A 25,033-nucleotide genomic window follows, 5' to 3' on the forward strand; every position below is an offset into this window, starting at 1 on the left:
AAAGAAGTGACTAATAACCGCGTTGCATATCAACCACACCAATAGGAGCTTGGCCAGCTTCGATGCGCTGGATATTACTGACAATCATATCCATAGCTTCTTTCGGTTTTGTAAAGGCGGCAACATGGGGCGTGATAGCGATGCGTGGATGCGTCCAGAACGGGTGCATTTGCGATAACGGTTCACTCGCAAAAACATCAAGCGCAGCACCTGCAACTTGCCCTGATTCAAGCGCTAAAAGCAAATCTTGCTCAATCAGATGAGCACCACGTGCAAGGTTGATAACATATGCCCCTTGCTCTAATTGGCTAAATAGTTGCTGGTTTAAAATTCCCACCGTTTCTGGCGTGCTTGGCAGAAGATTAATAATCACACGGGTTCCAGAAAGAAAGCTAGCTAATTGGTCATTACCAAAATAGCTTTTTACGTTATCAAGTTGTTTTTCAGAGCGACTCCATGTTCTTACATGAAAACCAAAGCTGACTAAGCGTTTTGCAACCGCTTGCCCTAATGCCCCTGCTCCCATAACACCAATGACAAAATCTTCGTGTTGGTAGGCTGGTAATTGCTTCCATTGTCGCTGTGATTGTAATTGGCGGTACTCATCCATACGACGAAAGTAGCTTAACACTTTTGCACAAGCGTATTCTTCCATTTGAATCGCCATTCCAGTGTCTTCCAAACGCATTACAGGAACGCCTGCCGGTAAGGTCCCAGGTTTGTCTTGTTCTTGCTTTAAAATAGCATCCACACCCGCACCTAACGCGAAAATACCTTTTAAATCACTGCGACCAGCGAGACATTCATAAGGCGGTAACCAAACCATAGCGTAATCTGCACTTTGGTTATCCCCTTTTTCCCATTGGCGAATATTCACTTGGGGTAATCGCGCTTTCATGCCCTCAATCCACTGTTTTGAATCAAAAAATGGATGGTAAAATAAAATATTCATGGCAACTCCTCTTTAGTTTCTAACAGAGTGTGCCGAATGGCATTTCTTTTCAAGTTAATCAAGCCGATACACTGTATTCAATCAGAATTTTGTTAACTAGCTAACGCTTTTTATCTTCACGACTTGCCGTTTCAAATTAACATTAAACGTATTATTTACCTTAGCTGATAACATTTAAGATTAGATAATAATCAAATTGTTTTTTATTTAGCTAAACAGCAACAAAAGTCGGAAAAAGGATAAATAGGGAGTTGACGTTAGACGCTATTTTCCCTATAGTAGCGCCCCGTTGCAGAGCAGGTTTTTATTCCCTACTCCACAACAGATTTAGAAAAACGGTGAGGTGTCCGAGAGGCTGAAGGAGCACGCCTGGAAAGTGTGTATACGGCAACGTATCGAGGGTTCGAATCCCTCCCTCACCGCCATTTTTCTTCTAGTTTTTCCTCTCTTCTTCTTGATATGCCATTCCTTGATTTTTTTTCTCTTTCGGTTCTATACCAATTCCTTGTTCGTAATATTCGCGGCTTATATCTTCCCAGAGTTCTGCATTTTCTATCCCAGCGACTTTCGGGTCAAACACCGGATCAACGCCTAGTTTTTCCTGCCGCTCAAAGTCACGCAGTGCTCGTAATGCAGGTTTCGACAGGAAGACTATGGCAATAAGATTAAGGTAACTCATACTACCGAACCCAATATCGCCAAGGCTCCACATTAAGCTCACTGACTGGACGCTTCCCATAAAAACAATAATCAGAAATACAAACTTAAGTATCAATTTCAAAATGGGGTAACGCAATTTTCTATCGAGATAAACAATCGTGGTTTCTGCAATATAGTAATAGGCCATCAAGGTTGTGAAAGCGAATAAAAATACGGCGATTGAGACAAATCCCGACCCTGCAGAAGTAAAGACTGTTGATACCGCCATTTGTGTCCATGCGGTCCCCGCGGCAACCCCGGGAACATATTCGACTAAGGCAGTCGCCGAACCATCTGGAAAAACGTTATACATATTGGTGACAAGGATCATCAAACCTGATGCTGTACACACAACGACAGTATCGATATAAATAGAAAACGCTTGAATTAACCCTTGTTTTACAGGGTGGCTTACCTCGGCCGCCGCAGAACTAAATGTGGCTTCACCCGCACCTGCCACGTTGGAAAAAACGGCACGGCGCACACCCCATGAGACAGCCGTACCAACAATACCACCGAATACAGCGTCCATTCCCATCGCACTACGGAAAATTAAACTGAACATACCCGGCACTTGTTCGTAATGGCTACCCAAGATGATCACCATCATGACGATATATGCCAATGCCATAATTGGCACGATCTTGTCTGCTGCACTCGCAATACGTTTTACACCACCAAAGATTAACCATGCCATCAGCACTGTCACAATGCCGCCTGTCGCAATTGGGGGTAAGTTAAATGCAGTTTGAAAGGAATCAGCAATGGTATTGGCTTGAATACCCGGAACCAGTACTCCATAAGATAGGCAAATAACCGCAGCCACTATAATGGCAAATGGTTTCAGTTTTAACCCTTTCTCGATATAGTAAGGGGAGCCTCCGCGGTATTGGCCATCAGAGCGCTGTTTGTATACTTGAGCAAGTGTGGATTCGATAAATGCGCTTGCTCCCCCCAATAGCCCCATGACAACCATCCAGAAGATTGCACCGGGGCCGCCTGCGGCAATGGCTGTCGCCACCCCCGCAATATTACCTACCCCTACACGCCCTGATAATGCTAAACAGAATGCTTGGAAGGAGGAAATTCCTTCTTTTGACGCTTTATTTTCCTTTAACAAACATACCATTTTAATGAGATAGCGAAACTGTACACCGCGAGTCGCTAATGTAAAATAGAGCCCAACACCTAGCGATAACACCACTAATGCATTACCCCAGATGTAACCAACGATTGTATTAACGATGGCTTCCATTTTGTACTCCTTCGTTATTGTAATTGTTTATTTGTATTTGCAGGGTAAAAAAAAACCTGAGTCCAATAAGGTACTCAGGTCAACGTTTTTATTGATGAATAAACCAGATAACCTTGGTTTGAGTGTATTGTTCAAATGCCTCTAAACCGTTGTCTTTACCGCCAAAGCCTGATTGACGAAAGCCACCAAACGGCGTTGTAATATTGCCTTCACTAAAACCATTGACTGAAACGGTGCCTGCATTAATGCGCTGTGCAATTTGCATGGCTCGGTGAATATTTTGGCTATAAAATGAAGCCGCTAAACCATATTGAGTGTTATTGGCCAAAGCGACCGCTTCATCATCAGTTTTAAAAGACGTAACGGCTAAAATAGGGCCAAAAACTTCATGCTTAAATAGTGACATTTCAGGAGTGACTTCATCAAAAATTGTCGGTTCGATATACCATCCAGCCCCCAATTCATGATGGACCTTCCCACCAGCAATGAGTTTTCCGCCCTCTTTTAATGTGGAATCTAAAAATGATTTCACTTTTTCAAAGTGAGCTTGTTCGACCATTGGCCCAATTGAAATATCCGCATGCCTTGGGTCGCCGACTTTCCATTCTTTAACGGCGACGGCAAGTTTCTCTAATAGTGTTTTTTTGATACTTTCATGCACAATTAAGCGAGAACCGCAGCTGCAATTTTCACTCATATTCCAAAAGGCAGCCGCCATAATATGCGGAATTGCCGCCTCAATATTGGCATCTTCAAACACCACTTGAGGGCTTTTTCCCCCACATTCGAGTACAATTTCTTTTAAGTTACTTTCTGCTGAATATTTTAAGAATAAACGCCCTACCTCTGTTGAACCGGTGAATGACACAACATCCACATCATGATGGCGGCCAAGAGCTTCCCCGACTTTTTCACCTAACCCACAGACTAGACTTAATGCGCCTTTAGGGACTCCTGCCTCATAGGCCAGTTCCACCATACGATAAGCACTTAATGAGGTTAATTCGGCAGGTTTCACAATCACCGAGTTGCCTACCGCGAGAGCGGGTGCCACTTTCCATGCAAACATCTGAGCAGGGAAATTCCACGGCAACACTGCACCAACCACGCCAATAGGCTCATGCACTATCAACCCCAATTCTTGATGGCTTGTTGGTGCAATTTTACCAAACAGTTTGTCAATCGCTTCGGCATACCAATAAAAGGTGTCAATCGTTGCAGGTAAATCCGTATTTAAGCATTCAGTGATAGGCTTACCTGCATCAATACAATCTAGCGCCGCAAGCTCTTCACTGTGTTTTTCAATGAGATGAGCCCATTTAAGCATGACAACTTTACGTTCTTGAGGCGATAACCCGCGCCATTCACCTTGATTAAATGTGTTACGCGCTACCTGTACCGCGGCATTAATATCGTTCGCATCACCGTCAGCAATAAAACCAATAACGCTATTATCGATTGGGGTACGGTTTTCTAATTTATTTTGCTGTTCTGGGTGCCCTGCAATTAAATTGCCCGCCCACAGTTTCCCTTGTTTTGCACATTCAAACACCTGCTGTTGGGTCATGGTCATATTTCCCCCTAGCGTTTAATTAATTTAATGAATTCATCGCGTTCTTGAGACGCTAGATTTGACAGAGGCAAACGAACCGGGCCAACATTGAACGTTCCATTCAAGCAACCCGCCTTAGCTTTTTGGTTATAGTTCCCTGACTCCATTGAGTAAATTGCAGGATAGATTTCAGTCATAATTTGCTTCGCTTGTTGCCAGTCACCTGCCTGTGCTGCATTAAAAATAGCAACTTGCTCTGCTGGGAATACGTTCCCCGCCCCCGCTATCCAACTTTTCGAACCCCAAAAGAAGAAATCCACAGGTTGGTCATCACAGCCACAAATAACCTCGAAATTTTTGAATGGTGTTTGTAATAGATGCAATGCTCGGCTAAAGCTACCGCTGCTTTCTTTGATGGCGACAATATTGTCAATTTCAGCTAACTTAATGACCGTTTCAATGTCGATTTCAATACCAATCCGAGCGGGAAAATTGTACATAATAATGGGTAATGGTGTTGATTTTGCGACTTTTTCATAGTGGGCATACACCCCTTGCTGGTCCGGCAGACTATACGGCGGAGGCGATAACATTAACCCTTCATAACCGAGCTCTTGAGCTTGTTTCGCGCGTGCGATTGCCCCCTCGGTTGATAAGTCGTTAATGCCCGCAATTAATGTCACTCGCCCTTTTGCAATCTTGCAAACGGTAGATAACACGGTTTTACGTTCATCTTCATTTAATGCGTAATATTCCCCTGTTGTTCCACAAACTACTAAACCGGTAACACCTCGCTCAATAAGTTTTTCAGTTAATTCAGCAAGTGCACTGACATTTAGTGTTAAATCATCATGAAACGGGGTCACTAAAGGAACAAGAATGCCATGGAAATTCATTTGAATTCTCCTCAAAATTAAAGAAATCGTTCAATGGAAAAAGGGGTACAGTCGATACTTGTCGGCTGCTGATGTATAAAACTATTTACAATATCTGCAGTGATCGCCGCTTGGGTTAACCCCAAGTGTTGGTGACCAAATGCAAAAATATAGGGGCCTTTGTGGTCTAAAACTGGCAATGAGTCTGATGTGGATGGGCGAAACCCCATCCATGATGTCGATTGTTGGCTGTTTAATGCTTCTTTGAGCATTGGTTGTGCTAACGGAAGAAAATGTTGAGCACGCTGCATATTTGCGGGGCGCTTTAGCCCTGCGTATTCCACGGTTCCTGCAAGGCGTAGACCTTGAGACATTGGCGTCATAATAAAACGCCTATCCATACTTGATACTGGTATTGATAAACGGCCTAATTCATTCGGCAACATCAAGTGATAACCACGCTCTGTTTCAAGTGGCACTTTGATGCGGCTGACCATTTTGACTAATGATTTAGAGAATGCGCCACCTGCAATAACAATTTTTTGTCCTGTGAACTGCCCTTGGGTCGTTGTCAATACTGCTTGTTGATTCGATGTTGATGTAATTTCTGTTACTTCACAGTGGGTTAATACCTGCCCACCCGCTTGTAAAAACGCCTCGGTCAACTTTTGGTGTAATGCACATAAATCCACAACATGGCCTGTATCTGGATAAAAAATGCCCCCGATTTGGCTTTCAGATAAAGCAGGTTCGCGTGTGAGTAGCGCATTTTGACCAATCAATTGATTTGTCACACCAATACTTTGTAGGTACTCACTGTGATGACTTAACTTATCGAGAGTTTCTTTTTTCTCAGCCACCAACAGTGACCCCTTCATTTTGACAAGGTCACTTAATTGCCATTTTTGAATAAATGCTTGCCATGAATCAAAAGCGGCACTATTTAATGTCGTCAAAGTGTGATGAATATGGGTAAAAGGCTTATGGCGCATATTACCCAATAATTTTATTAACCAAGGGGTTAAGGGTAATAGATAACGCCAATCCAAGCGCAAAGGCCCTAATGGGTCAAGTAGCATTTTCGGAAGTGATTTTAAGACACTCGGGTCAGCAATCGGAAAAACTTGTTCTGTCGCAATATGCCCTGCGTTGCCAAATGAGGCGCCTTGGCCAATTTCATGTTTATCAAGCAACAATACGTTTGACCCATTAGCTTGAACTGTCAGCGCAATACTCAGGCCAATAATACCGCCACCCACTACAATCACTGGATATTTGCGTTCCATTTCATTCCCCTATGCCACCGAAATTCCAAACCGAAATGGGTCTTGTTCATCTATCAATAAGGTATTTTTCCCACTGATATAGGCATGTCCGCGAATAGTAGGAATAATGCCGTTTTCATCTGCCTGCTGAAAACTGGCTTGAAATTGGCTACCAATAACACTGGCTTGATGCCAGATTTCACCAGCTGCCAGTTTTTTATCTGCCGCTAAGCAGGCAAGTTTGGCGCTGGTTCCTGTTCCACAAGGCGAGCGGTCATAAGCGCCACCAGGGCACAAAACAAAACTTTGGCTATTAGCATTGGGGTGTGAACCGAATAATTCGATATGGTCAATTTCTTGGTCATCTTTACCGTAGATACCTTGATCAGCTAAGGCTTGTTTAATCTTTAAGCTGACTTCTGTCAGTAATTTAATATTTTGGTAATCAATGGCGACTGGTGACTGTTCAACAAGAAAAAACCAATTTCCGCCCCAAGCAATATCCCCAGTAATGGGGCCGAGGTCTGGAACATTAACTTGTACCGCTTTGCGATAACGATATGAATAAACATTCTGAATGCTCACGCTACCATCTTGGTGTAGTTGCGCCGTCACATCTCCTACCGGAGTTTCAATAAGATGTTTGCCATAAGTGATATGACCGAGAAAATGCAACGAAGCCACTAAACCGATAGTGCCGTGGCCACACATTCCCAGATAACCTTGATTGTTAAAAAAAATCACACCTGCTGTTGCCGCTGGGTTTTGTGGTTTGCAGAGTAATGCGCCAACAAGAATGTCATTGCCACGTGGCTCTAAAATGGTGGTTTTACGCCATACATCATGTTGCTTGCGTAATTGCTCCAATCTCGATGCCATGCTTTGTTGCCCTAAATCAGGGAATCCATCAATGACTAGCCGAGTTGGCTCGCCTGCGGTATGGGAATCGATAACTTCAATTTTGGTATATTGAGATTGCATCAGCTAGCATCCTATTTATTATCATTGTTAATAGAATGCTTGATTTTTGTTAACAACTCTTGATATCTTTCTAACAAACTTATGCGGTTTTCTGCACAATCTCAAAATATTTAACAGAATTAGTAAGATTAATTTAATATTTCGGAGCGCAGCATGATCAATCTAAATAAATTGCTATTGATTAGTCAGGAAAATATGCTGTTTCCCGTTGATAATATTGACGTTTTATTAAATCATTTAGGTTTAATTATGCCTCTAATTAATACCTTGCCTAATGTGACTTTTTTTATAAAAGACCATAATGCAAAGTATTTATTGGCTAATGATAATCTAGCTACTCGTTGTAAAATCGACAGTGTTAATCATCTCGTTGGTAAAGGCGCTGAGGATATTTTTCATTCGGAACTCGGCCAAACTTATAGTTCTCAGGACTATTTAGTGATGGAAAAGAAAATTAGCGTCATTAATAAACTAGAGCTTCACCTGTATAAAGCGGGTTTGTTGGGATGGTGCTTAACGACTAAGGTTCCTATTTTTAATACACGTAACCAGGTTATTGGGGTTGCAGGAATTTCAGTGGATTTACAAGATGTAAAATCTGTCAGTCCTAAGCTGAACAACCAGCTTAGCCGTGTTGAACGCCATATTAGTGAACATTTTGATACCGCTATAAAAATGACAACTCTTGCTGAAATATCTGGCCTCTCCCTTTCTCAATTAAACCGCCAGTTTAAAGCTATTTTTTTGATAACCCCCCAGCAATATATTCAAAAAATGCGGCTTGAACATGCTATTGAACTGCTCGAAGATGATTTTTCAATCACTGAGATTTCCAGTAAATGTGCCTACGCTGATCACAGCGCTTTTTGCCGTAAATTCAAAGAAATGACCACAATGACACCCAGCCAATTTAAACGAATGCGTTCAAAAATCGATAAACAAAAGATATTGACGTGATCGGGTATCATATTGTTAATCTGTTTTCCTCAACGTGAATAAATCCATTCCATTTAATTTCATTAAATGTTTTTAGTTAATTATTCAAATAGTTAGAATAATTTTTTTACTAAAATTACACGGCTATATTCCTTGGTTATTTTCTAACTTAAGATAGCTCTTATTGCAGACATCAATCAATCGGGTATTGATATATCCCAAAGCTGCATCATTGTGCAGTGACGAGAAAGGAACACTCAATGACCATTTACGATCTGAAACCTAAATTTCAAGATCTGCTTCGTCCAATTGTTCATAAGTTATTTAGTGTGGGAGTTACCGCCAACCAAGTCACTTTGGCGGCTTTACTTTTATCCGTGATCAGCGGAATGCTATTACTGTTCATTCCAAATCCGCACCTGTTTATTTTATTACCTTTCGTTCTGTTTATTCGTATGGCACTCAATGCGATTGATGGCATGTTAGCAAGAGAACACAACCAGAAAAGCCATCTGGGTGCAATATTGAATGAGCTTGGTGATGTCATTTCAGATGTCGCACTCTACTTACCATTTGCCGTTATTTTCCCTCAAGCATTTTGGCTTATTTTATTAATTCTATTTCTTGCGCTACTCACTGAGTTTATTGGCGTTATCGCTCAATCAATTGGTGCATCTCGGCGCTATGACGGCCCTATTGGTAAAAGTGATCGAGCCTTTATTTTTGGTACGCTAGGACTGCTCGTTAGCATTTTTCCACAGATTATCTTTTCTAGTTGGGTAAATTATCTGTTTATCCTTTTAACTTTGTTGCTGTTTTATACTTGCTATAACCGTATTCGCCGTGCTCTTTGTGAATTATCTACACCTGCGAATAATAATTAAGGAAGAATTATGAACGTTCAGACAGATTATCTGACGCAACGTCCCGTTATTGAGTCCCAATTTACCACCAGTGACCATACTTCTCTTTTTTATCGACATTGGCCAACAGAAACGCCGACCAACAAAGCGATTATTTTATTTCATCGAGGCCATGAACATTCCGGCCGAGTCGCCCATTTAGTCGATGAACTCAATTTACCTGACTATGCTATGTTTGCATGGGATGCCCGTGGCCATGGTAGAAATGATGGCCCTCGAGGTTATAGCCCTTCACTAAGCACATCCATCAATGATGTCGATGAGTTTGTGCGTTACATTTCCGCGGAATATAATATTCCGTTAGAAAATATCATTGTCATTGGGCAAAGTGTTGGTGCCGTTCTTGTCTCCGCTTGGGTTCATGACTACGCCCCCAAAATTCGAGGGATGGTACTCGCCTCCCCTGCATTTAAAGTTAAATTGTATGTTCCATTTGCCCGAACAGGGCTTGCTTTAATGCAAAAGGCTCGAGGCTTGTTCTATGTAAATTCGTATGTTAAAGCTAAATTTCTCACTCACGATGCACAACGAATTGATTCGTTTAATCGCGACCCATTGATCACTCGCCCTATTGCCGTCAATATTTTACTTGAGCTGTATAAAACGGCTGATCGCCTCGTTGCTGATGCGGGTGCAATTACTTTGCCCACTCAACTATTTATTTCGGGTAGCGACCACGTTGTTCACCACCGGCCTCAACATCAGTTTTTTGAAAAATTAAACACCCCAATAAAAGAAAAGCATATATTACCCGGTTTTTATCATGACACTTTAGGTGAAAAAGAACGCCATATCCCACTTGAGAAAATTCGTGAGTTTATTGGCAAATTATTCGCCTTACCGCGCTACCAACATAATTATCAATATGAAGATACGTGGAGTGTCAGCGCTGAAAAATATCGTTCACTCATGACTCCATTACCTAAATGGTGCCCCAAAAATCTTGCTTATAAAATTATGAGCAAATCAATGAGCACACTTGGCAAAGCTTCTGAAGGTATTCGTATTGGTTATGATAAAGGGTTTGATTCAGGTTCGACCCTTGATTACGTATATCGCGATAAAGCGCAGGGGAAAGGCTTGTTTGGCCGTGTGATTGATAGGCAATATCTCAACAGTATTGGCTGGCAAGGAATACGCCAACGCAAAGTCAATATTGAAAACATCATTCGGCAGGCTATTCGTGACCTAACAGAGAAAGGGACGCCCGTGCGAATTATGGATATTGCCGCAGGCCAAGGTCGTTATATTTTTGATGCGATTAATGACTATGGAAAAGTCGAGTCCGTCCTGCTAAGAGACTATAGCCCTATCAATGTTGAGCAAGGGCGATTACATATAAAAGAACGTTACCTTGAAGACAAAATCCAATTTACTGAAGGTAATGCTTTTGATGCCGATGATCTAGCTGCGGTTTCACCATCGCCAACAATTGGCATCGTCAGTGGTTTGTATGAGCTGTTCCCCAATAATGAAATGATAAAGGCTTCATTAAATGGGCTTTCTCGGGCAATTCCATCTGGCGGGCTATTAATTTATACCTGTCAACCATGGCACCCTCAAGTTGAAATGATTGCCCGGGTACTCCCAAGCCACCAAGGTGGGCAAGCATGGGTTATGCGTTGCCGTAGCCAAGGCGAAATGGATGCTTTAGTTGAAGAAGCGGGCTTTGAAAAACTAAACCAATCAATTGATAACTGGGGCATATTCAGCGTATCTATAGCTAGACGGCGTTAATCTAGTTATCCTCCAGAGTGATTGGTGACACATTATTGCCATCAATCACTTACTTCAACTTTAGATGATAGCCGTTGTTTATTGTTAGCAAAGCACCTATGCTGCTTAGCGTTATTTGTTTTCCCAATCATTTACTAATATCACCACCAGTTCGTTGACATTTAAGGAATAGGATAAAGGATGATAACTGCAACCCGCGAACCTCAACAGGTTGTACCTCGTCGCAAAATAATACTGTCTGGTTTGCTATGGTTAGTTTTTCTAGCACCTTTTTTCTTCTTAACTTATGGTCAAGTCAATACCTATACCGCAACGTTAGACCAGGTTCCCTCTATCGTTTTTTCTTGGGAAACACATATCCCATTTCTTCCTTGGACTATCATTCCCTATTGGAGCATTGACTTATTCTATGGGTTATCATTATTTATTTGCACGACCCGTAAAGAACAAACCATCCACGGCTTACGGCTGATCACGGCTTCTCTTGTTGCTTGTATTGGTTTTTTGCTATTTCCACTAAAGTTTAGTTTCCCTCGACCAAGCACTGATGGCCTATTTGGCTGGATGTTTAACAGCCTAGAGCTATTTGATCTCCCCTTTAACCAAGCCCCTTCATTACATATTATTTTATTGTGGATCCTATGGTTACGTTTTCGAGCACATACACCAACAAAATGGCGCTGGTTGCTTCATAGTTGGTCTGTTTTAATTTTAATTTCAGTTCTAACCACATGGCAACACCACTTTATTGATGTCATCACTGGCTTTGTCGTTGGCCTATTAATTAGCTATTTACTTCCTATACAAACCCATTGGCAATGGCATTACACAGGTTCTCCTCGCAGTTTTAAAATGAGTAAAAACTATGGAACCGGTTCTCTTGCTTGTTTTATTCTTGCTTTTACCTTCCAAGGGTTCGCTTGGTTACTATTATGGCCTGCTATTGCCCTCTTTTTTATTACCCTTGGCTACTTAGGAGCCGGAGCCAGCGTTTTCCAAAAAACACCGGAAGGTAATATTTCCCCTTCTGCTACTATTTTGTTACTGCCATACCGGCTGATTGCTTGGGGAACCTATCATTACTTCGCTAAGCACTGCGCACAACCCAGTATTGTCAGTAAACATATTGTTTTGGGAGGGCGCCCGCTTTACGCTTTGCAAACTCAAGCTGTTTTAGATATGACTTGCGAATGGCCTCGCAATTCTTACAGTAAAGGGCTGAAATATTGTAGCCAACCGCAAATTGATTTGTTACCTCTAAGCGCGGAAGATATCGAAAAGTCAGTCCATACTATGGATGAGTTGGTAAAACACGGTGCGGTATATATTCATTGCAAATTAGGTTACTCACGAAGTGCGACTGTGGCTGTTGCATGGCTGGTACATCATGGTGATGCTAAAAATATAGAAGGGGCCGTAGTATTAGTTGAGCAAACTCGCCCACAAGTGATTTTAAATACAGCAACGATAGAGCAGCTGAATTATTGGTATACCCATTACCACCTAAACCGAGTGAAAAAATGAATACATTGATGAATAAACAACAAGGTGAAGTCATCACTATTTTGACTCATAGTTGGCGTTATTTCGCTGTAGGGTCTGTATTAGCATTATTTTGCCAATTAAGTTTATTTTTGGATTCTAATTACCCTAAATATATTTTATTCGTCAATGTAATTATATTTATAATTTGCCAATATTATATATATCGCCTATGGCTAGATAACCATTTCTTTAAAATTATCTACACACATAATGAAACAGAACATTTTGATAACGCTTTAAATTTTTTATTTCCAAGCAAAATTAAACATTGTACGATGCAGCAAAGGTGGTCTGGGACTAAACGTCTTTTCATACGTGCTCTTGGGCTAGTACTACTGCAATGGATAGGATTATTGGTAGCAATCATAACAATCTAGCCATTATACGTGTTGACTAATTATTTATTTATAATGATTTATAATTACTACTTAAAAAATAAAATTACGATTACATCATTCACATATACAGTCTAAAAAAGAAAAATAGCCATATAAAATGTACTCTAACTATTTTTCTTTATAATATAACGGTTTTTTACTTTTGTTACTGAAAACGTTATGATAATTGCAGATTCATTGATACATAACAGATTTTTTTTAGATTGCTAAGCGTATCCTTATAGGTACATCTTTCGTTTATTTTTCACCCTGTTATTTGGTAGGGTATAATGAGTACAAAAAAAATTAATAGGTTGCGCCCTTTTAGTGCGCTAATAGATTCTTGTTGGAAAGAAAAATATACGGCTACCCGCTTTATTAAGGATTTAATCGCGGGTATTACCGTGGGTATTATCGCTATCCCCCTCGCAATGGCTTTGGCTATCGCTAGCGGTGTTCCGCCTCAATATGGGCTTTATACTGCCGCGATTGCTGGGATCGTCATCGCGGTAACTGGTGGGTCACGCTATAGCGTTTCAGGCCCCACAGCGGCTTTTGTGGTGATCCTCTATCCTGTCTCTCAACAATTTGGGTTAAGTGGGTTATTAGTCGCCACATTGATGTCGGGTGTCATACTTCTTGCGATGGGGTTTGCTCGCTTTGGTAAGTTTATTGAATACATACCCGTTTCTGTCACCTTAGGCTTTACTTCGGGAATTGCTATCACCATTGCTACCATGCAAATTAAAGATTTCTTTGGCTTGCAAATGGCGCATGTCCCAGAAAACTATGTTGATAAGCTCATTGCTATTGGCAATACCTTCCCCACTTTTCAGTACAGTGACACACTAATTGGTCTTTCAACCCTTTTGGTGCTTATCTTCTGGCCTAAACTAAAATTAAAACTTCCCGGCCATTTGCCAGCCCTTATTGTCGGGACTTTCGTCATGTGGGTACTTTCATTATTTGGTATGGAAGTCGCGACTATCGGTTCTGAATTTAGCTATTTATTGCCTGATGGTACTGAAGGTAATGGTATTCCCCCTATCCTACCGCAGTTTATTTTGCCATGGGAACTCCCCGGAAGTGCGCCAATCAACTGGGCGATGATCACCGCATTAATGCCTGCAGCATTTTCTATGGCGGTACTTGGCGCAATTGAGTCACTGTTATGTGCTGTAGTATTGGACAACATGACAGGAACCAAGCACCATTCCAATAGTGAACTTATTGGCCAAGGTGTGGGGAACATTGCGGCGCCTTTTTTTGGTGGGATCACAGCAACCGCTGCAATAGCACGCTCTGCAGCTAACGTCCGTGCAGGTGCTACATCCCCCATTTCTGCGATTATTCACTCAATACTGGTGATACTTACATTATTAGTTCTTGCACCAATGCTCTCTTATCTGCCATTAGCCGCAATGTCTGCATTACTATTGATTGTGGCTTGGAACATGAGTGCTGCGGGCAAAGTCGTTTACCTGATTAAACGCGCGCCAAAAGATGACATTATTGTATTAGTACTATGTATGTCTCTAACTGTTCTATTTGATATGGTTATTGCTATCACTGTCGGGATTGTTCTCGCGTCATTATTGTTCATGCGGCGTATTGCCAATATGACCCGTTCAACACAACTCGCAGAAACAGACGAAGAGCGAAGCCGTTTAGTCGTAAGAATAAATGGCCCGTTATTTTTCGCTGCTGCTGAGCGTATTTTCGATGAATTGCGCGTCAAAAGCGCAGGTTATGAAACCATTATTATGCAATGGGACGCAGTGCCGGTTTTAGATGCAGGTGGTTTAGAAGCTTTCGAAAAATTCATAGATGCCGTACGCAAAGATACCCATGTCTTAGTTTGTGACATTCCGTTCCAGCCATTAAAAACTTTGGCAAGAGCGAAAGTGACACCTATTGAAGGCATATTGAGCTTTTATAATTCAATGGATCATGCACTTGAAGCCGTTAAAGCTATCGAACAGGCAGGTTCTATCGACACAGAAAAACCAACAACAACGCCTTAACTTAGGTATCAAAGCAAACCGCCATGCTATTTCACATGGCGGTTTAGCTATCACTCACTAAAACAAAACATCTCATTCCCTGCATTTTTTCCTTTTTCGCAGGCTATTTCCCTTAATTTTTTTGCTTTAACTTGGTCGATGGTCACCGTTCCTGTGTTATCTTCAGAAAATCTAAACGCAGCCATCCACTCTGCATAGCCTGGATAAGTCATCTCATTTGCTTTATCAAACCATTGCTGTGCTTGCTTTTCGTCTTTTGCAACGCCTTTGCCATCTAAATAGATAACACCAAGTAAAATTGGAGCAATAAAATAATCCGGGTTATTTAACGCATTAACTTCATTAAGAAGTTCTATAGATTGTTGATAATCCGTTTTGCCTGCAATTGGATTTATCAATGACTCTGCTAAACTGATTTTTCCGCGCGTACTGCCCATTTCAACCGCTTTTGTCGCGTATTTACGGGCATCAGCCAATTCCTGCGAAAAGTAACTATCACTTAATAGATTGATATCCGCCAATAATGCATAACCATCCGCATTACCGTTTTTTGCCGCTTCATTTGCCCATAAACGCGCATTATTAAAATTTTGTAGGACACCTAAACCGGAAAAATACATTTGAGCAAGTTGGTACTGAGCAAGGGCATCTTTCTTGACTGCTTTTTGGTAAGTTTGTACGAATTTTTGTTTATCTTCAGGAGTAATATCAAGTTGAGCGGCAGCTTGAAAAGAAAACGTAATTAGAGATGAAACGATAATAGCTTTATAAAAATTTGATTTCATAGTTGTTCTCATTAAAGAAGTCAAAGCGCGGAGCCTTGCCCTCCCCATTTTAAGAAATATTGATATAAATTATTCATTCCCACCCAATGATTTTCACACCAGTTCGGGGCGAGCAAAGTTGGCTTTCTTGCACTTGCACTGATACGGTGGTAGACAATGTCAGTCGGAGTATGACGTACCATTTCACCAGCAGTTTGGGTATATTCATCAAGAGAAAGCGTTGCCAAGCGCCCTGCTCGCCAACTTTTGGCCATCACACTGCCTTCAACAATATGTAACGGATGTAATTTGATACCATCCGTTCCGCATTCAAGCACTTTATCAAGTGTTTCCATGTTCATTTGGCCATTTTCCCCGGGTAATCCACAAATCAAATGCGTACACACTTTTAATCCAAGGCTACGGGCTTTTTGCGTTGTTTGTCGGTATGCATCAAAACCATGGCCACGATTAATACGATGTAGTGTTTTATCATGAGCACTTTGTAAACCTAGCTCAAGCCATATTTCATAGCCTTTCTGTTGATACTGGCCTAACAAAGACAAAACGGATTCAGGGACACAGTCAGGGCGAGTTCCTACGCATAAACCAACAATATCGGCTTGCAGTAAGGCTTCTTCATAAAGTTGTTTTAATAGGCTTACTTCGGCATAAGTGCTGGTATAGGCTTGAAAATAAGCTAAATAACGTTTTGCGCGGGAAATTCGGGTGATCTGTTGGTGAATTTGTTCACTAATAGTTTGAGATGACTGACTTTCATCAGCAAAAGAGGCCACATTACAAAAAGTGCAGCCTCCTCGCCCAAGGGTGCCATCACGGTTCGGGCAATTAAAGCCACCATGTAAGGTGATTTTATAGATTTTTTCACCATATCGGCGCTGTAAATCAGCGCCGAACATAGAAACGACTTCAGTGAGTTGCATAAACCGCCTAACTTAGCGACTTGTATCTAACTCTGGGAAGCTTTTTACAACTTCGTCAATTGCTTTCATTTGTTTCAGGAATGGTTCCAGCTTATCTAATGGCAGTGCTGATGGGCCATCGCAACGTGCGTTGTCTGGGTCTGGATGCGCTTCAAGGAATAAACCTGCTATTCCAACCGCCATTCCAGCTCTTGCCAACTCAGCAACTTGACCACGACGGCCACCAGATGCTGCACCGAACGGGTCGCGGCATTGCAGTGCATGGGTTACGTCGAAAATGACAGGACAGCCTTTTGATGCTTGGACCATGACATTAAAGCCAAGCATATCAACCACTAGATTGTCATAACCAAAGTTCGCACCGCGGTCGCAAAGAATAATTTTATCATTACCGCCTTCGATAAATTTCTCGACGATATTCCCCATTTGCCCTGGGCTGATAAACTGTGGTTTTTTAATATTAATTACTGCATCTGTTTTAGCCATTGCCGCAACTAAATCTGTTTGGCGAGCTAAGAACGCAGGTAATTGGATAACATCAACGACTTCAGCAACAGGGGCGGCCTGTGCTGGCTCATGAACATCCGTAATGATTTTTACGCCAAATGTTTGTTTCAACTCTTGGAATATTTTCATTCCTTCTTCAAGACCAGGGCCACGATAAGAGTGGATTGATGAGCGATTTGCTTTATCAAATGACGCTTTAAAAACATAAGGAATTCCCAGCTTTTGTGTCACCGTGACATAATGCTCACACACTTTCATCGCCATATCGCGGGATTCTAATACATTCATTCCACCAAATAACACAAACGGCAAGTCGTTCGCGACATTGATATCACCAATATTGACTACTTTCTGTTGCATACTCTTACCTTAAATATTAAAACAGGGGATAGGCCTGTATGTTAATTAATGTAATACGACCGGATGGTTATCCAGCGAATAAATTTGTATTTTAATCATTTCAGAAACAGGGTCTTCTGGGCAATGCTCAATAAAATAATTGAGATCGCTCAATGCCACATGATTACAGTCTAAATGTGCCAGAATTAACCCTCGGTCACGAATTTCGTAAGGGTCTTCAGGGGCAAGAGTCAGAAGCGTTTCACAAACCCGCAACGCTAATTCCATCTTTTTCTCTTCCATTAATGACGCTTTTAATGTGTCAAAAATTTTACGAATGACAACGCTGTTTTCTGCTACATCCAGTTGGTCATGGTAAAATTCAGAAAAAGGATCAACTGTTCCTTTGAGCCATAAATTTAATGTGTGTAATGATAAAGACTCGCCATTAACAGGGTTAATTACCCATTGGCTGCCATCATTTCTTTCACTGATAAATAATAATTGCGTAGGAAAAATAGCGGGATAAATCGCAATACCAAGGCGTTCGGCAACATACAAGAAGATAGCACCGAGTGTCACTGGCGTACCTTGCTTAGATGACAATACTTTATCTAACCACAGCATATCCGATAACAAATAAATTCCTTCAGCTGGACCAAACGACCATTCTTGGTAGAAAAGTGAAGTCAATTGCTGAATTTTTGTTTCATTATCAGCAGTTAAATCGATACAAGACTTGGCTGATGATACTAAGCTATCTAACTGAGCTTGCACTTTCATCAGCGGGAAATCATGACGGATACATTGTGACACAGTCATGATCCCTTCACTTAAAGGGAGTTGATTAAACTCTATATTCGCTATGGTTTTCATTACATTCCCACTGCTACGCCACTTAACCATTCCATTGACCGAGTGAAATTCGCTCTCTTCCACCATAATCAAGACAAGTCTCAATTTTGGTGTACCCATGTACTTTAAATAAATCACGCACCGCAAGACCTTGTGTCCAGCCATGCTCAAGAAGCAACCACCCTTGATTTTTAAGATACTTTTTAGATTCTTTAATGATATGCATTAAATCAGCTAAGCCTTCATCCTTCGCCACTAGAGCGGTTAACGGCTCAAATCGCACATCACCTTCACTGAGGTGCATATCATTTTCATCAATATAGGGTGGATTACTGATAATCATATCAAATTGTTGAATTGATAGTGAAGAAAACCAATTACTTTGTATAAATTTGACATTTGAAATATTCAAACGCTGCTGATTTCGTTGTGCTAAAGCAACTGCATCAGGGTTAAAATCAACACCAATAACCTGACTTTGTTGCATCTCTGACGCCAAAGCCAATGCAATCGCCCCTGTCCCAGTGCCTAAATCTAAAATTTGATTTTTTTGCTCTGTTAGCCTAGATAATGCTTGTTCAATAATGCATTCAGTATCTGGCCTAGGTATTAGTGTTGCAGGAGAGACATAAAGAGGAAGAGACCAGAACTCACGTTCACCGATAATATAGGCGATAGGCTCACCTTTCTCACGGCGTTGTAAAAGTAATTCAGCTTGTTGGAATTCTTCGGCTTTGAGTTCTGTTTCACCAAAAGCAAAAAGATAGGTACGACTGCGGCCTGTGACATGTTCCAGTAAAATTTCAGCGTCTCGCTTTGCACTGTCACTTGCAGACAGCCGATTCGCTGCCTGCTTGACCCATTCGATATATTGCATTATTCCTGCTCAGACAACGCAGAAAGTTGGTCTGCCTGGTATTCATTGATGATAGGTTGGATAAGTGAATCCAGTTTTCCTTCCATCACTTCATCCAAACGGTATAACGTTAAGTTGATACGGTGGTCAGTCACTCGGCCTTGAGGGAAATTATAGGTACGAATACGGTCAGAACGGTCACCAGAACCCAACAGGTTACGACGTTCAGAGGCTTCCGCGGCTTGGCGTTTATCCATTTCTGCTTGGCGAATACGCGCACCTAACACAGACATCGCTTTCGCTTTGTTTTTATGTTGTGAACGTTCATCTTGGCACTCAACAACGATACCTGTTGGAATATGGGTAATACGAATTGCAGAATCTGTGGTGTTAACGTGCTGACCACCCGCTCCCGATGAACGGAAGGTATCAATACGTAAGTCCGCAGGGCTGATCTCAGGTAACTCAGCTTCTGGCAGTTCAGGTAAAATAGCCACAGTACAAGCAGAAGTGTGGATACGACCTTGAGATTCAGTTTCAGGGACACGTTGAACACGATGACCGCCTGACTCAAACTTTAAGCGACCATAAACGCTATCACCGGAAATTTTCGCGATAACTTCTTTAAAACCGCCATGTTCACCATCACTCGTGCTCATTAATTCAACGCGCCAGCGGTTGTTTTCTGCATAGCGGCTATACATACGGAATAAATCACCCGCAAAAATTGCCGCTTCGTCTCCCCCTGCTCCCGCACGGATTTCAACGAAGCAGTTATATTCATCATCAGGATCTTTCGGAAGCAATAACAATTGTAATTGCTGTTCGAGCTCTTCATTGCGCGCTTTGGCTTCTTTAAGCTCTTCTTGAGCCATTTCTTTCATTTCAGGATCGTCTAACAACATTTCAGCTGTTTCGATGTCATCCTGTACTGTGCGCCATGCGCTAAAGCATTTAGCGACATCAGACAATTGAGCATATTCTTTTGATAAAGCACGAAAACGGTCTTGATCGGCAATTACACCTGCATCAGCAAGGTGCGCTTCAATTTCTTCGTAGCGTTCTTGTAATGCTTCTAGTTTTGCGACAATAGAAGGCTTCATTCGTTATATAAGACCTATGATTAAAATGTGGTTATTGATGGTCCAGCCCTAAGCTGTCCCTAAGTAGATTTAGACGCTCTACATCCCCATTTCCTGCAGCTTGCTGCAAAGACTTGGTTGGAGCGTGAATAAGGCGGTTGGTTAATTGTTGCGATAATTGCATGATCACTTGCTCAGGGTCTGCACCTTGACGGATAGCCGTCAACGCTTTTTCAGTCATATTTGCCCGAATGGCCTCAGCTTGTTCTCTGTAATCGCGAATTGTAGACACTGCCGCTTGTGAGCGCAACCAATCCATAAAGTGGCTACTTTCTTGCTCAACAATGTATTCAGCTTCAACGGCTGCGGCTTTTCGCTGAGCAAGGTTCTGTGCAATGATAGATTCCAAATCATCCACAGTATAGAGATAAACATCTCTTAATTTTTCAACATCTTGTTCGATATCACGAGGAACGGCAATATCAATTAATAACATCGGCTTACTACGACGTATTTTCATAGCACGCTCGACCATCCCTTTCCCTATAATGGGTAAAGGACTCGCCGTTGAACTAATGACAATATCCGCTTCAGCTAAACGGTTATCAATATCCGATAACGAAATAACTTGTGCATTCACCTCATTGGCCAATAGCTCCGCACGTTCACGTGTTCGGTTAGCTATCATCATTTTTTGTACGCCGTGTTCGCGCAAATGACGAGCCACAAGTTCAATAGTTTCCCCTGCGCCAACTAACAAAATATTTAAATGCTTAAGTGATTCAAATATTTGACGAGCAAGTGTACAAGCAGCAAATGCCACAGAAACTGCATTCGCTCCAATATCGGTTTCTGTACGCACACGTTTTGCAACAGAAAATGATTTTTGGAAAAGACGCTCAAGTTCGCTTGATAACGAATGGTTACCTTGCGAAAGTGCAAACGCCTTTTTTACTTGCCCTAATATTTGTGGCTCTCCCAAAACTAATGAATCCAAGCCACTCGCCACACGCATTAAGTGGCTCACCGCTCGGTCGTCTTGGTGCCAATATAAACTTGGCTGTAAATCTTTTTGGGTTATACCATGAAAATCACACAACCATTTTACTAGCTGTTCTTGAGCTCGTTCTTGTGATTCAAGGCTCAAGTAAAGCTCAGTTCTATTACAGGTAGACAGCACAACGCCACCATTCACTTGAGGCTGTTTGAGAAGTTCCTCAAGTGCATGGTCAATTTTTTCAGGACCAAATGTCACCCGCTCACGCAGGGCTACTGGTGCTGTTTTATGGTTGATGCCTAAGGCTAATAAGGTCATTGTGCTTTACGACTTACTCACATTGCTTACAGTGCTAATTATTTTCAGTAATGCTCGATGGGTATTCCCCATCAATTTAGCAATACTGTTATTTATATTGTTCTATTGTAGATGATCCGCGTCTCTCTTTCTACGGTTTACATAAGCCTATCCTTCAGAAAGATGACCCACGCCAAAAAATAAACCGAAAAAAACAGACGTAATGGTTATTTTACCAATCACAACTGATCGTAATTTTATCGTTTATTTATGCTATATGAAACTGATTATCAGCCATATCATTATTTACAATGATAAATTAACTACAATAAGATGCATAGAGAATGCAATTATTTCGCACAGAAAGCAAATGGTGACTGGTGAGGTTTATCCTGATAACTTAACGCCACATGAACCCAAACTGGATTGGCCTAATAACATTTTTAAGGAACCATTTTCCCTGTCAATACACTATGTTATTTGTATACAAACGGTAAATCACTTACAGGTTTTTATCCGCAAGGTATATCATCTAGTGTAATAGATGACTCTGATGGCCTTAACGCGCTAAACTGAACTTCTTTAAATGCAAGTAACTCAATTAGAGACTGCTATCAGCGCCCAATACAACTTTGAGATTTGATATGCAATTAACTCAAACTTTGCCCTTTATGCACATAAATAAGCATTTTTTTCGCCTATTGCCACTTTCATGCGTCTTGCTAACCGCATGCGTGACAACGTCACAAACGACCACAAAAGGAACCAGCTCCGCATCCGATGCGAAATGGAAAGCACATCAACAGGAATTAAGTCAGCTACGTGACTACCAAACCCGTGGATCATTTGCCTATAACGGCGGAGAAACAAAAACGTATGCTAAGTTTTTCTGGCAACAATATACACCTGAAAAGTACCGTTTGTTGCTGACCAACCCATTAGGTAGCCGCGAACTTGAGCTTACCGTTGAACCTGATTTAGCTCGGTTAACCACTAAAGATGGCCAAACCCATATGAGTGACGTTCCAAGCGAGCTTATCTATCAACTTACTGGTATGGAAATTCCAATTGATGACCTAACTGCATGGTTAACAGGCTCACCGGGACGTGCAACAGACTTTACCTTAGATGAAAACCACCTGCTGAAAAGTGTCACGTTTAAAAGCAATGGTGAAACTTGGCAGCTCAACTACATTTCGTATGACAGCAAAACGGTACCTATGCTGCCAAACTACCTAGAGCTACGCCAAGGGGACAGGCTTATCAAATTAAAAATGGATAGTTGGACACTGAAGAAATGACGTTAACATGGCCTTCTCCGGCAAAATTAAATCTTTTTTTGTACATCACAGGCCAACGCTCTGATGGCTACCATGAATTACAAACTCTATTTCAATTTGTTGATTATGGCGATGAAATCACCATTACAGCACGTGATGACGACCAACTGAATTTATTGACTGACATGCAAGGGGTTCCCCCCGAAAAAAACCTAATTTTACGGGCAGCTAAATTATTACAATCCTATTGCCGCGATACCTTACAATACGATGGCCCATTAGGGGCTGATATTTGTATTCATAAAGTATTGCCCATGGGCGGTGGTATTGGTGGGGGCTCATCAAACGCAGCAACAACCTTAATTGCGCTTAACGAACATTGGAAAACACAGGTTTCTGATGAAGTCCTTGCAGAATTAGGTGCATCATTAGGTGCTGATGTTCCTGTGTTTGTTCGTGGACATGCCGCTTTCGCTGAAGGGATTGGTGATATTTTAACCAAAGCTTCCCCTGAAGAGAAATGGTATCTCGTCGCTCATCCCGGAATTGAAATATCAACCCCGATGATCTTCACAGATCCACAATTAAATCGAAATTCTCCAAAACGCTCCCTAGCCGCATTATTACTGGCTCCGTACGCAAATGACTGCGAACCAATCGCAAGAAAACGTTTTCGTGAGGTTGAACAGCTTGTTTCTTGGCTGTTAGAATATGCTCCGTCTCGCCTTACAGGAACAGGCGCATGTGTTTTTTCTGAATTTGAAACACAAGCGGATGCCCTGCAGGTGTTAAATAAAGCCCCATCGTGGGTGCAAGGGTTCGTCGCTCAAGGCGTTAACGTTTCCCCACTGCACAAGTTCCGCGCTGGGATAACCCGTGTATTGCACCAATAAGCCTTGTCGCTATTGGTCAACAATATCTCTCTGGACGCAAGCCTGAGGTTTTTCTCGTGCCCGATATGAAGCTTTTTGCTGGTAACGCTACACCGGAACTAGCACAACGTGTTGCTAACCGCCTTTACACTAATCTTGGAGACGCGGCTGTTGGTCGTTTTAGCGACGGCGAAGTCAGTGTTCAAATTAATGAAAATGTTCGCGGTGGTGATATTTTTATCATCCAGTCAACTTGTGCACCAACCAATGATAACCTGATGGAACTGGTTGTTATGGTCGATGCGCTACGCCGTGCATCTGCTGGTCGTATTACCGCTGTTATCCCTTACTTCGGTTATGCAAGACAGGATCGTCGCGTACGTTCTGCCCGTGTACCAATCACCGCTAAAGTTGTTGCCGATTTTCTGTCAAGTGTAGGTGTAGACCGTGTGCTCACTGTCGATTTACACGCAGAGCAGATCCAGGGCTTCTTTGATGTTCCTGTGGATAATGTATTTGGTAGCCCTATTCTTCTGGAAGATATGTTACAGAAGAATTTGGAAAACCCAATCGTTGTATCTCCAGACATCGGCGGCGTGGTACGTGCTAGAGCTATCGCAAAACTCCTGAATGACACTGATATGGCCATTATTGACAAACGTCGCCCACGTGCGAACGTTTCTCAAGTTATGCATATCATTGGTGATGTTTCAGGTCGTGATTGCATCTTAGTGGACGATATGATTGATACCGGTGGTACTCTGTGTAAAGCAGCTGAAGCACTGAAAGAACGTGGTGCTAAACGTGTATTTGCATACGCAACACACCCGATTTTCTCAGGTAATGCTGTAGACAACATCAAAAATTCAGTCATTGATGAAGTCATTGTTTGTGACACTATACCTCTTTCTCCTGAAATCAAGGCGCTGAGCAATGTTCGCACCTTAACGCTTTCAGGTATGTTAGCTGAAGCTATCCGTCGTATCAGCAACGAAGAGTCAATTTCAGCAATGTTTGAGCACTAATTCTCCAATATTGGGTTTTAGCGTTCAACCATAATGAAAAAGTCACAATAAAAAATATAAGCCCCTGCAATGTCATTTGCAGGGGCTTTATGAT

At 41.8% G+C, this 25,033-nt stretch carries 22 protein-coding genes and 1 tRNA gene; 10 read left to right on the plus strand and 13 right to left on the minus strand.

From position 1 onward, the window contains the following. Positions 1-10: 10 nt before the first annotated feature. Positions 11-952: a glyoxylate/hydroxypyruvate reductase GhrA gene (ghrA, locus tag M1F17_RS11435; RefSeq protein WP_004255104.1), complete on the minus strand. Its 942-nt coding sequence runs from the start codon at positions 950-952 to the stop codon at positions 11-13. Between the two features lie 337 nt (positions 953-1,289). On the opposite strand from ghrA, the gene M1F17_RS11440 reads away from it, so the two are divergent. After that, positions 1,290-1,377: transfer RNA gene (locus M1F17_RS11440), tRNA-Ser, on the plus strand. Between the two features lie 8 nt (positions 1,378-1,385). Here the strand turns inward: M1F17_RS11440 and M1F17_RS11445 are convergent. The 5 genes from M1F17_RS11445 to M1F17_RS11465 form a co-directional block, all read right to left on the minus strand. After that, entirely contained in the window at positions 1,386-2,906 is a 1,521-nt protein-coding gene (locus M1F17_RS11445) for an alanine/glycine:cation symporter family protein (protein ID WP_180311977.1), read from the minus strand. A gap of 88 nt (positions 2,907-2,994) precedes the next feature. Further along, positions 2,995-4,479, minus strand: a complete 1,485-nt coding sequence (locus M1F17_RS11450; RefSeq protein ID WP_144139927.1) for an aldehyde dehydrogenase — start codon at positions 4,477-4,479, stop codon at positions 2,995-2,997. A gap of 8 nt (positions 4,480-4,487) precedes the next feature. Continuing rightward, entirely contained in the window at positions 4,488-5,354 is an 867-nt protein-coding gene (dapA, locus tag M1F17_RS11455; RefSeq protein ID WP_004255111.1) for a 4-hydroxy-tetrahydrodipicolinate synthase, read from the minus strand. Positions 5,355-5,371: 17 nt separating this feature from the next. Further along, a complete protein-coding gene (locus tag M1F17_RS11460) occupies positions 5,372-6,619 on the minus strand; it encodes an NAD(P)/FAD-dependent oxidoreductase (RefSeq protein WP_094962524.1) in 1,248 nt (415 codons plus the stop codon). A 9-nt stretch (positions 6,620-6,628) separates the two neighbouring features. Then, positions 6,629-7,579 carry a 4-hydroxyproline epimerase gene (locus tag M1F17_RS11465; RefSeq protein ID WP_094962523.1) on the minus strand — a complete coding sequence of 317 codons (951 nt, stop codon included), beginning with the start codon at positions 7,577-7,579 and terminating at the stop codon, positions 6,629-6,631. A gap of 153 nt (positions 7,580-7,732) precedes the next feature. Here M1F17_RS11465 and M1F17_RS11470 point away from each other — a divergent pair, with 153 nt between their 5' ends. The 6 genes from M1F17_RS11470 to dauA all read left to right on the plus strand — a co-directional run bounded on the left by M1F17_RS11470 (position 7,733) and on the right by dauA (position 15,121). Beyond that, entirely contained in the window at positions 7,733-8,536 is an 804-nt protein-coding gene (locus M1F17_RS11470) for a helix-turn-helix domain-containing protein (protein WP_094962522.1), read from the plus strand. A 239-nt stretch (positions 8,537-8,775) separates the two neighbouring features. Next, positions 8,776-9,399, plus strand: a complete 624-nt coding sequence (locus M1F17_RS11475) for a CDP-alcohol phosphatidyltransferase family protein (RefSeq protein WP_094962521.1) — start codon at positions 8,776-8,778, stop codon at positions 9,397-9,399. 9 nt (positions 9,400-9,408) lie between these two features. Further along, positions 9,409-11,175, plus strand: a complete 1,767-nt coding sequence (locus M1F17_RS11480) for a bifunctional alpha/beta hydrolase/class I SAM-dependent methyltransferase (RefSeq protein ID WP_094962520.1) — start codon at positions 9,409-9,411, stop codon at positions 11,173-11,175. Positions 11,176-11,355: 180 nt separating this feature from the next. Next, entirely contained in the window at positions 11,356-12,699 is a 1,344-nt protein-coding gene (locus M1F17_RS11485) for a phosphatase PAP2/dual specificity phosphatase family protein (protein WP_094962519.1), read from the plus strand. 8 nt (positions 12,700-12,707) lie between these two features. Next, positions 12,708-13,097 (plus strand): hypothetical protein, encoded by a 390-nt coding sequence (locus M1F17_RS11490; protein ID WP_242439617.1) that lies wholly within the window; start codon positions 12,708-12,710, stop codon positions 13,095-13,097. A 290-nt stretch (positions 13,098-13,387) separates the two neighbouring features. Beyond that, a complete protein-coding gene (dauA, locus tag M1F17_RS11495; RefSeq protein WP_094962517.1) occupies positions 13,388-15,121 on the plus strand; it encodes a C4-dicarboxylic acid transporter DauA in 1,734 nt (577 codons plus the stop codon). 50 nt (positions 15,122-15,171) lie between these two features. On the opposite strand, the gene M1F17_RS11500 is transcribed toward dauA, so the two are convergent. Genes M1F17_RS11500 through hemA form a run of 7 tightly spaced genes read right to left on the minus strand, consistent with a single transcriptional unit; the run spans position 15,172 to position 21,783 of the window. Next, positions 15,172-15,906, minus strand: coding sequence for a tetratricopeptide repeat protein (locus M1F17_RS11500; RefSeq protein ID WP_094962516.1), 735 nt, complete (start codon positions 15,904-15,906; stop codon positions 15,172-15,174). A 20-nt stretch (positions 15,907-15,926) separates the two neighbouring features. Further along, on the minus strand, positions 15,927-16,829 hold the full coding sequence (locus tag M1F17_RS11505) for a TIGR01212 family radical SAM protein (protein WP_094962515.1): 903 nt from the start codon (positions 16,827-16,829) through the stop codon (positions 15,927-15,929). A 12-nt stretch (positions 16,830-16,841) separates the two neighbouring features. After that, entirely contained in the window at positions 16,842-17,696 is an 855-nt protein-coding gene (kdsA, locus tag M1F17_RS11510) for a 3-deoxy-8-phosphooctulonate synthase (RefSeq protein WP_004255137.1), read from the minus strand. A 45-nt stretch (positions 17,697-17,741) separates the two neighbouring features. After that, complete coding sequence (gene sirB1 / locus M1F17_RS11515; protein WP_318836990.1) at positions 17,742-18,551, minus strand: invasion regulator SirB1; 810 nt, start codon at positions 18,549-18,551, stop codon at positions 17,742-17,744. A 22-nt stretch (positions 18,552-18,573) separates the two neighbouring features. Next, positions 18,574-19,407 (minus strand): peptide chain release factor N(5)-glutamine methyltransferase, encoded by an 834-nt coding sequence (prmC, locus tag M1F17_RS11520; RefSeq protein WP_094962514.1) that lies wholly within the window; start codon positions 19,405-19,407, stop codon positions 18,574-18,576. Continuing rightward, positions 19,407-20,489 carry a peptide chain release factor 1 gene (prfA, locus tag M1F17_RS11525; RefSeq protein ID WP_004264135.1) on the minus strand — a complete coding sequence of 361 codons (1,083 nt, stop codon included), beginning with the start codon at positions 20,487-20,489 and terminating at the stop codon, positions 19,407-19,409. Before prfA ends, prmC begins: the two co-directional genes overlap by 1 nt. A 31-nt stretch (positions 20,490-20,520) precedes the next feature. Beyond that, positions 20,521-21,783, minus strand: coding sequence for a glutamyl-tRNA reductase (gene hemA, locus M1F17_RS11530; RefSeq protein ID WP_004264133.1), 1,263 nt, complete (start codon positions 21,781-21,783; stop codon positions 20,521-20,523). Positions 21,784-22,406: 623 nt separating this feature from the next. Here hemA and lolB point away from each other — a divergent pair. Genes lolB through prs form a run of 3 tightly spaced genes read left to right on the plus strand, consistent with a single transcriptional unit; the run spans position 22,407 to position 24,939 of the window. Further along, a complete protein-coding gene (gene lolB / locus M1F17_RS11535) occupies positions 22,407-23,063 on the plus strand; it encodes a lipoprotein insertase outer membrane protein LolB (RefSeq protein WP_004264131.1) in 657 nt (218 codons plus the stop codon). Continuing rightward, positions 23,060-23,935 (plus strand): 4-(cytidine 5'-diphospho)-2-C-methyl-D-erythritol kinase, encoded by an 876-nt coding sequence (ispE, locus tag M1F17_RS11540; protein ID WP_094962513.1) that lies wholly within the window; start codon positions 23,060-23,062, stop codon positions 23,933-23,935. Before lolB ends, ispE begins: the two co-directional genes overlap by 4 nt. A gap of 56 nt (positions 23,936-23,991) precedes the next feature. After that, on the plus strand, positions 23,992-24,939 hold the full coding sequence (gene prs / locus M1F17_RS11545; protein WP_004910604.1) for a ribose-phosphate diphosphokinase: 948 nt from the start codon (positions 23,992-23,994) through the stop codon (positions 24,937-24,939). The last annotated feature ends 94 nt before the right edge of the window (positions 24,940-25,033 follow it).

This window comes from Providencia sp. PROV073, from assembly GCF_033688125.1.
Classification (GTDB): Bacteria; Pseudomonadota; Gammaproteobacteria; order Enterobacterales; family Enterobacteriaceae; genus Providencia; species Providencia hangzhouensis.

Coding starts and splice junctions, on each gene's coding strand:
- ghrA (WP_004255104.1), bottom strand. CDS start 952: ATGAATATTTTATTTTACCATCCATTTTTTGATTCAAAACAGTGGATT.
- M1F17_RS11445 (WP_180311977.1), bottom strand. CDS start 2,906: ATGGAAGCCATCGTTAATACAATCGTTGGTTACATCTGGGGTAATGCA.
- M1F17_RS11450 (WP_144139927.1), bottom strand. CDS start 4,479: ATGACCATGACCCAACAGCAGGTGTTTGAATGTGCAAAACAAGGGAAA.
- dapA (WP_004255111.1), bottom strand. CDS start 5,354: ATGAATTTCCATGGCATTCTTGTTCCTTTAGTGACCCCGTTTCATGAT.
- M1F17_RS11460 (WP_094962524.1), bottom strand. CDS start 6,619: ATGGAACGCAAATATCCAGTGATTGTAGTGGGTGGCGGTATTATTGGC.
- M1F17_RS11465 (WP_094962523.1), bottom strand. CDS start 7,579: ATGCAATCTCAATATACCAAAATTGAAGTTATCGATTCCCATACCGCA.
- M1F17_RS11470 (WP_094962522.1), top strand. CDS start 7,733: ATGATCAATCTAAATAAATTGCTATTGATTAGTCAGGAAAATATGCTG.
- M1F17_RS11475 (WP_094962521.1), top strand. CDS start 8,776: ATGACCATTTACGATCTGAAACCTAAATTTCAAGATCTGCTTCGTCCA.
- M1F17_RS11480 (WP_094962520.1), top strand. CDS start 9,409: ATGAACGTTCAGACAGATTATCTGACGCAACGTCCCGTTATTGAGTCC.
- M1F17_RS11485 (WP_094962519.1), top strand. CDS start 11,356: ATGATAACTGCAACCCGCGAACCTCAACAGGTTGTACCTCGTCGCAAA.
- M1F17_RS11490 (WP_242439617.1), top strand. CDS start 12,708: ATGAATAAACAACAAGGTGAAGTCATCACTATTTTGACTCATAGTTGG.
- dauA (WP_094962517.1), top strand. CDS start 13,388: ATGAGTACAAAAAAAATTAATAGGTTGCGCCCTTTTAGTGCGCTAATA.
- M1F17_RS11500 (WP_094962516.1), bottom strand. CDS start 15,906: ATGAAATCAAATTTTTATAAAGCTATTATCGTTTCATCTCTAATTACG.
- M1F17_RS11505 (WP_094962515.1), bottom strand. CDS start 16,829: ATGCAACTCACTGAAGTCGTTTCTATGTTCGGCGCTGATTTACAGCGC.
- kdsA (WP_004255137.1), bottom strand. CDS start 17,696: ATGCAACAGAAAGTAGTCAATATTGGTGATATCAATGTCGCGAACGAC.
- sirB1 (WP_318836990.1), bottom strand. CDS start 18,551: ATGAAAACCATAGCGAATATAGAGTTTAATCAACTCCCTTTAAGTGAA.
- prmC (WP_094962514.1), bottom strand. CDS start 19,407: ATGCAATATATCGAATGGGTCAAGCAGGCAGCGAATCGGCTGTCTGCA.
- prfA (WP_004264135.1), bottom strand. CDS start 20,489: ATGAAGCCTTCTATTGTCGCAAAACTAGAAGCATTACAAGAACGCTAC.
- hemA (WP_004264133.1), bottom strand. CDS start 21,783: ATGACCTTATTAGCCTTAGGCATCAACCATAAAACAGCACCAGTAGCC.
- lolB (WP_004264131.1), top strand. CDS start 22,407: ATGCAATTAACTCAAACTTTGCCCTTTATGCACATAAATAAGCATTTT.
- ispE (WP_094962513.1), top strand. CDS start 23,060: ATGACGTTAACATGGCCTTCTCCGGCAAAATTAAATCTTTTTTTGTAC.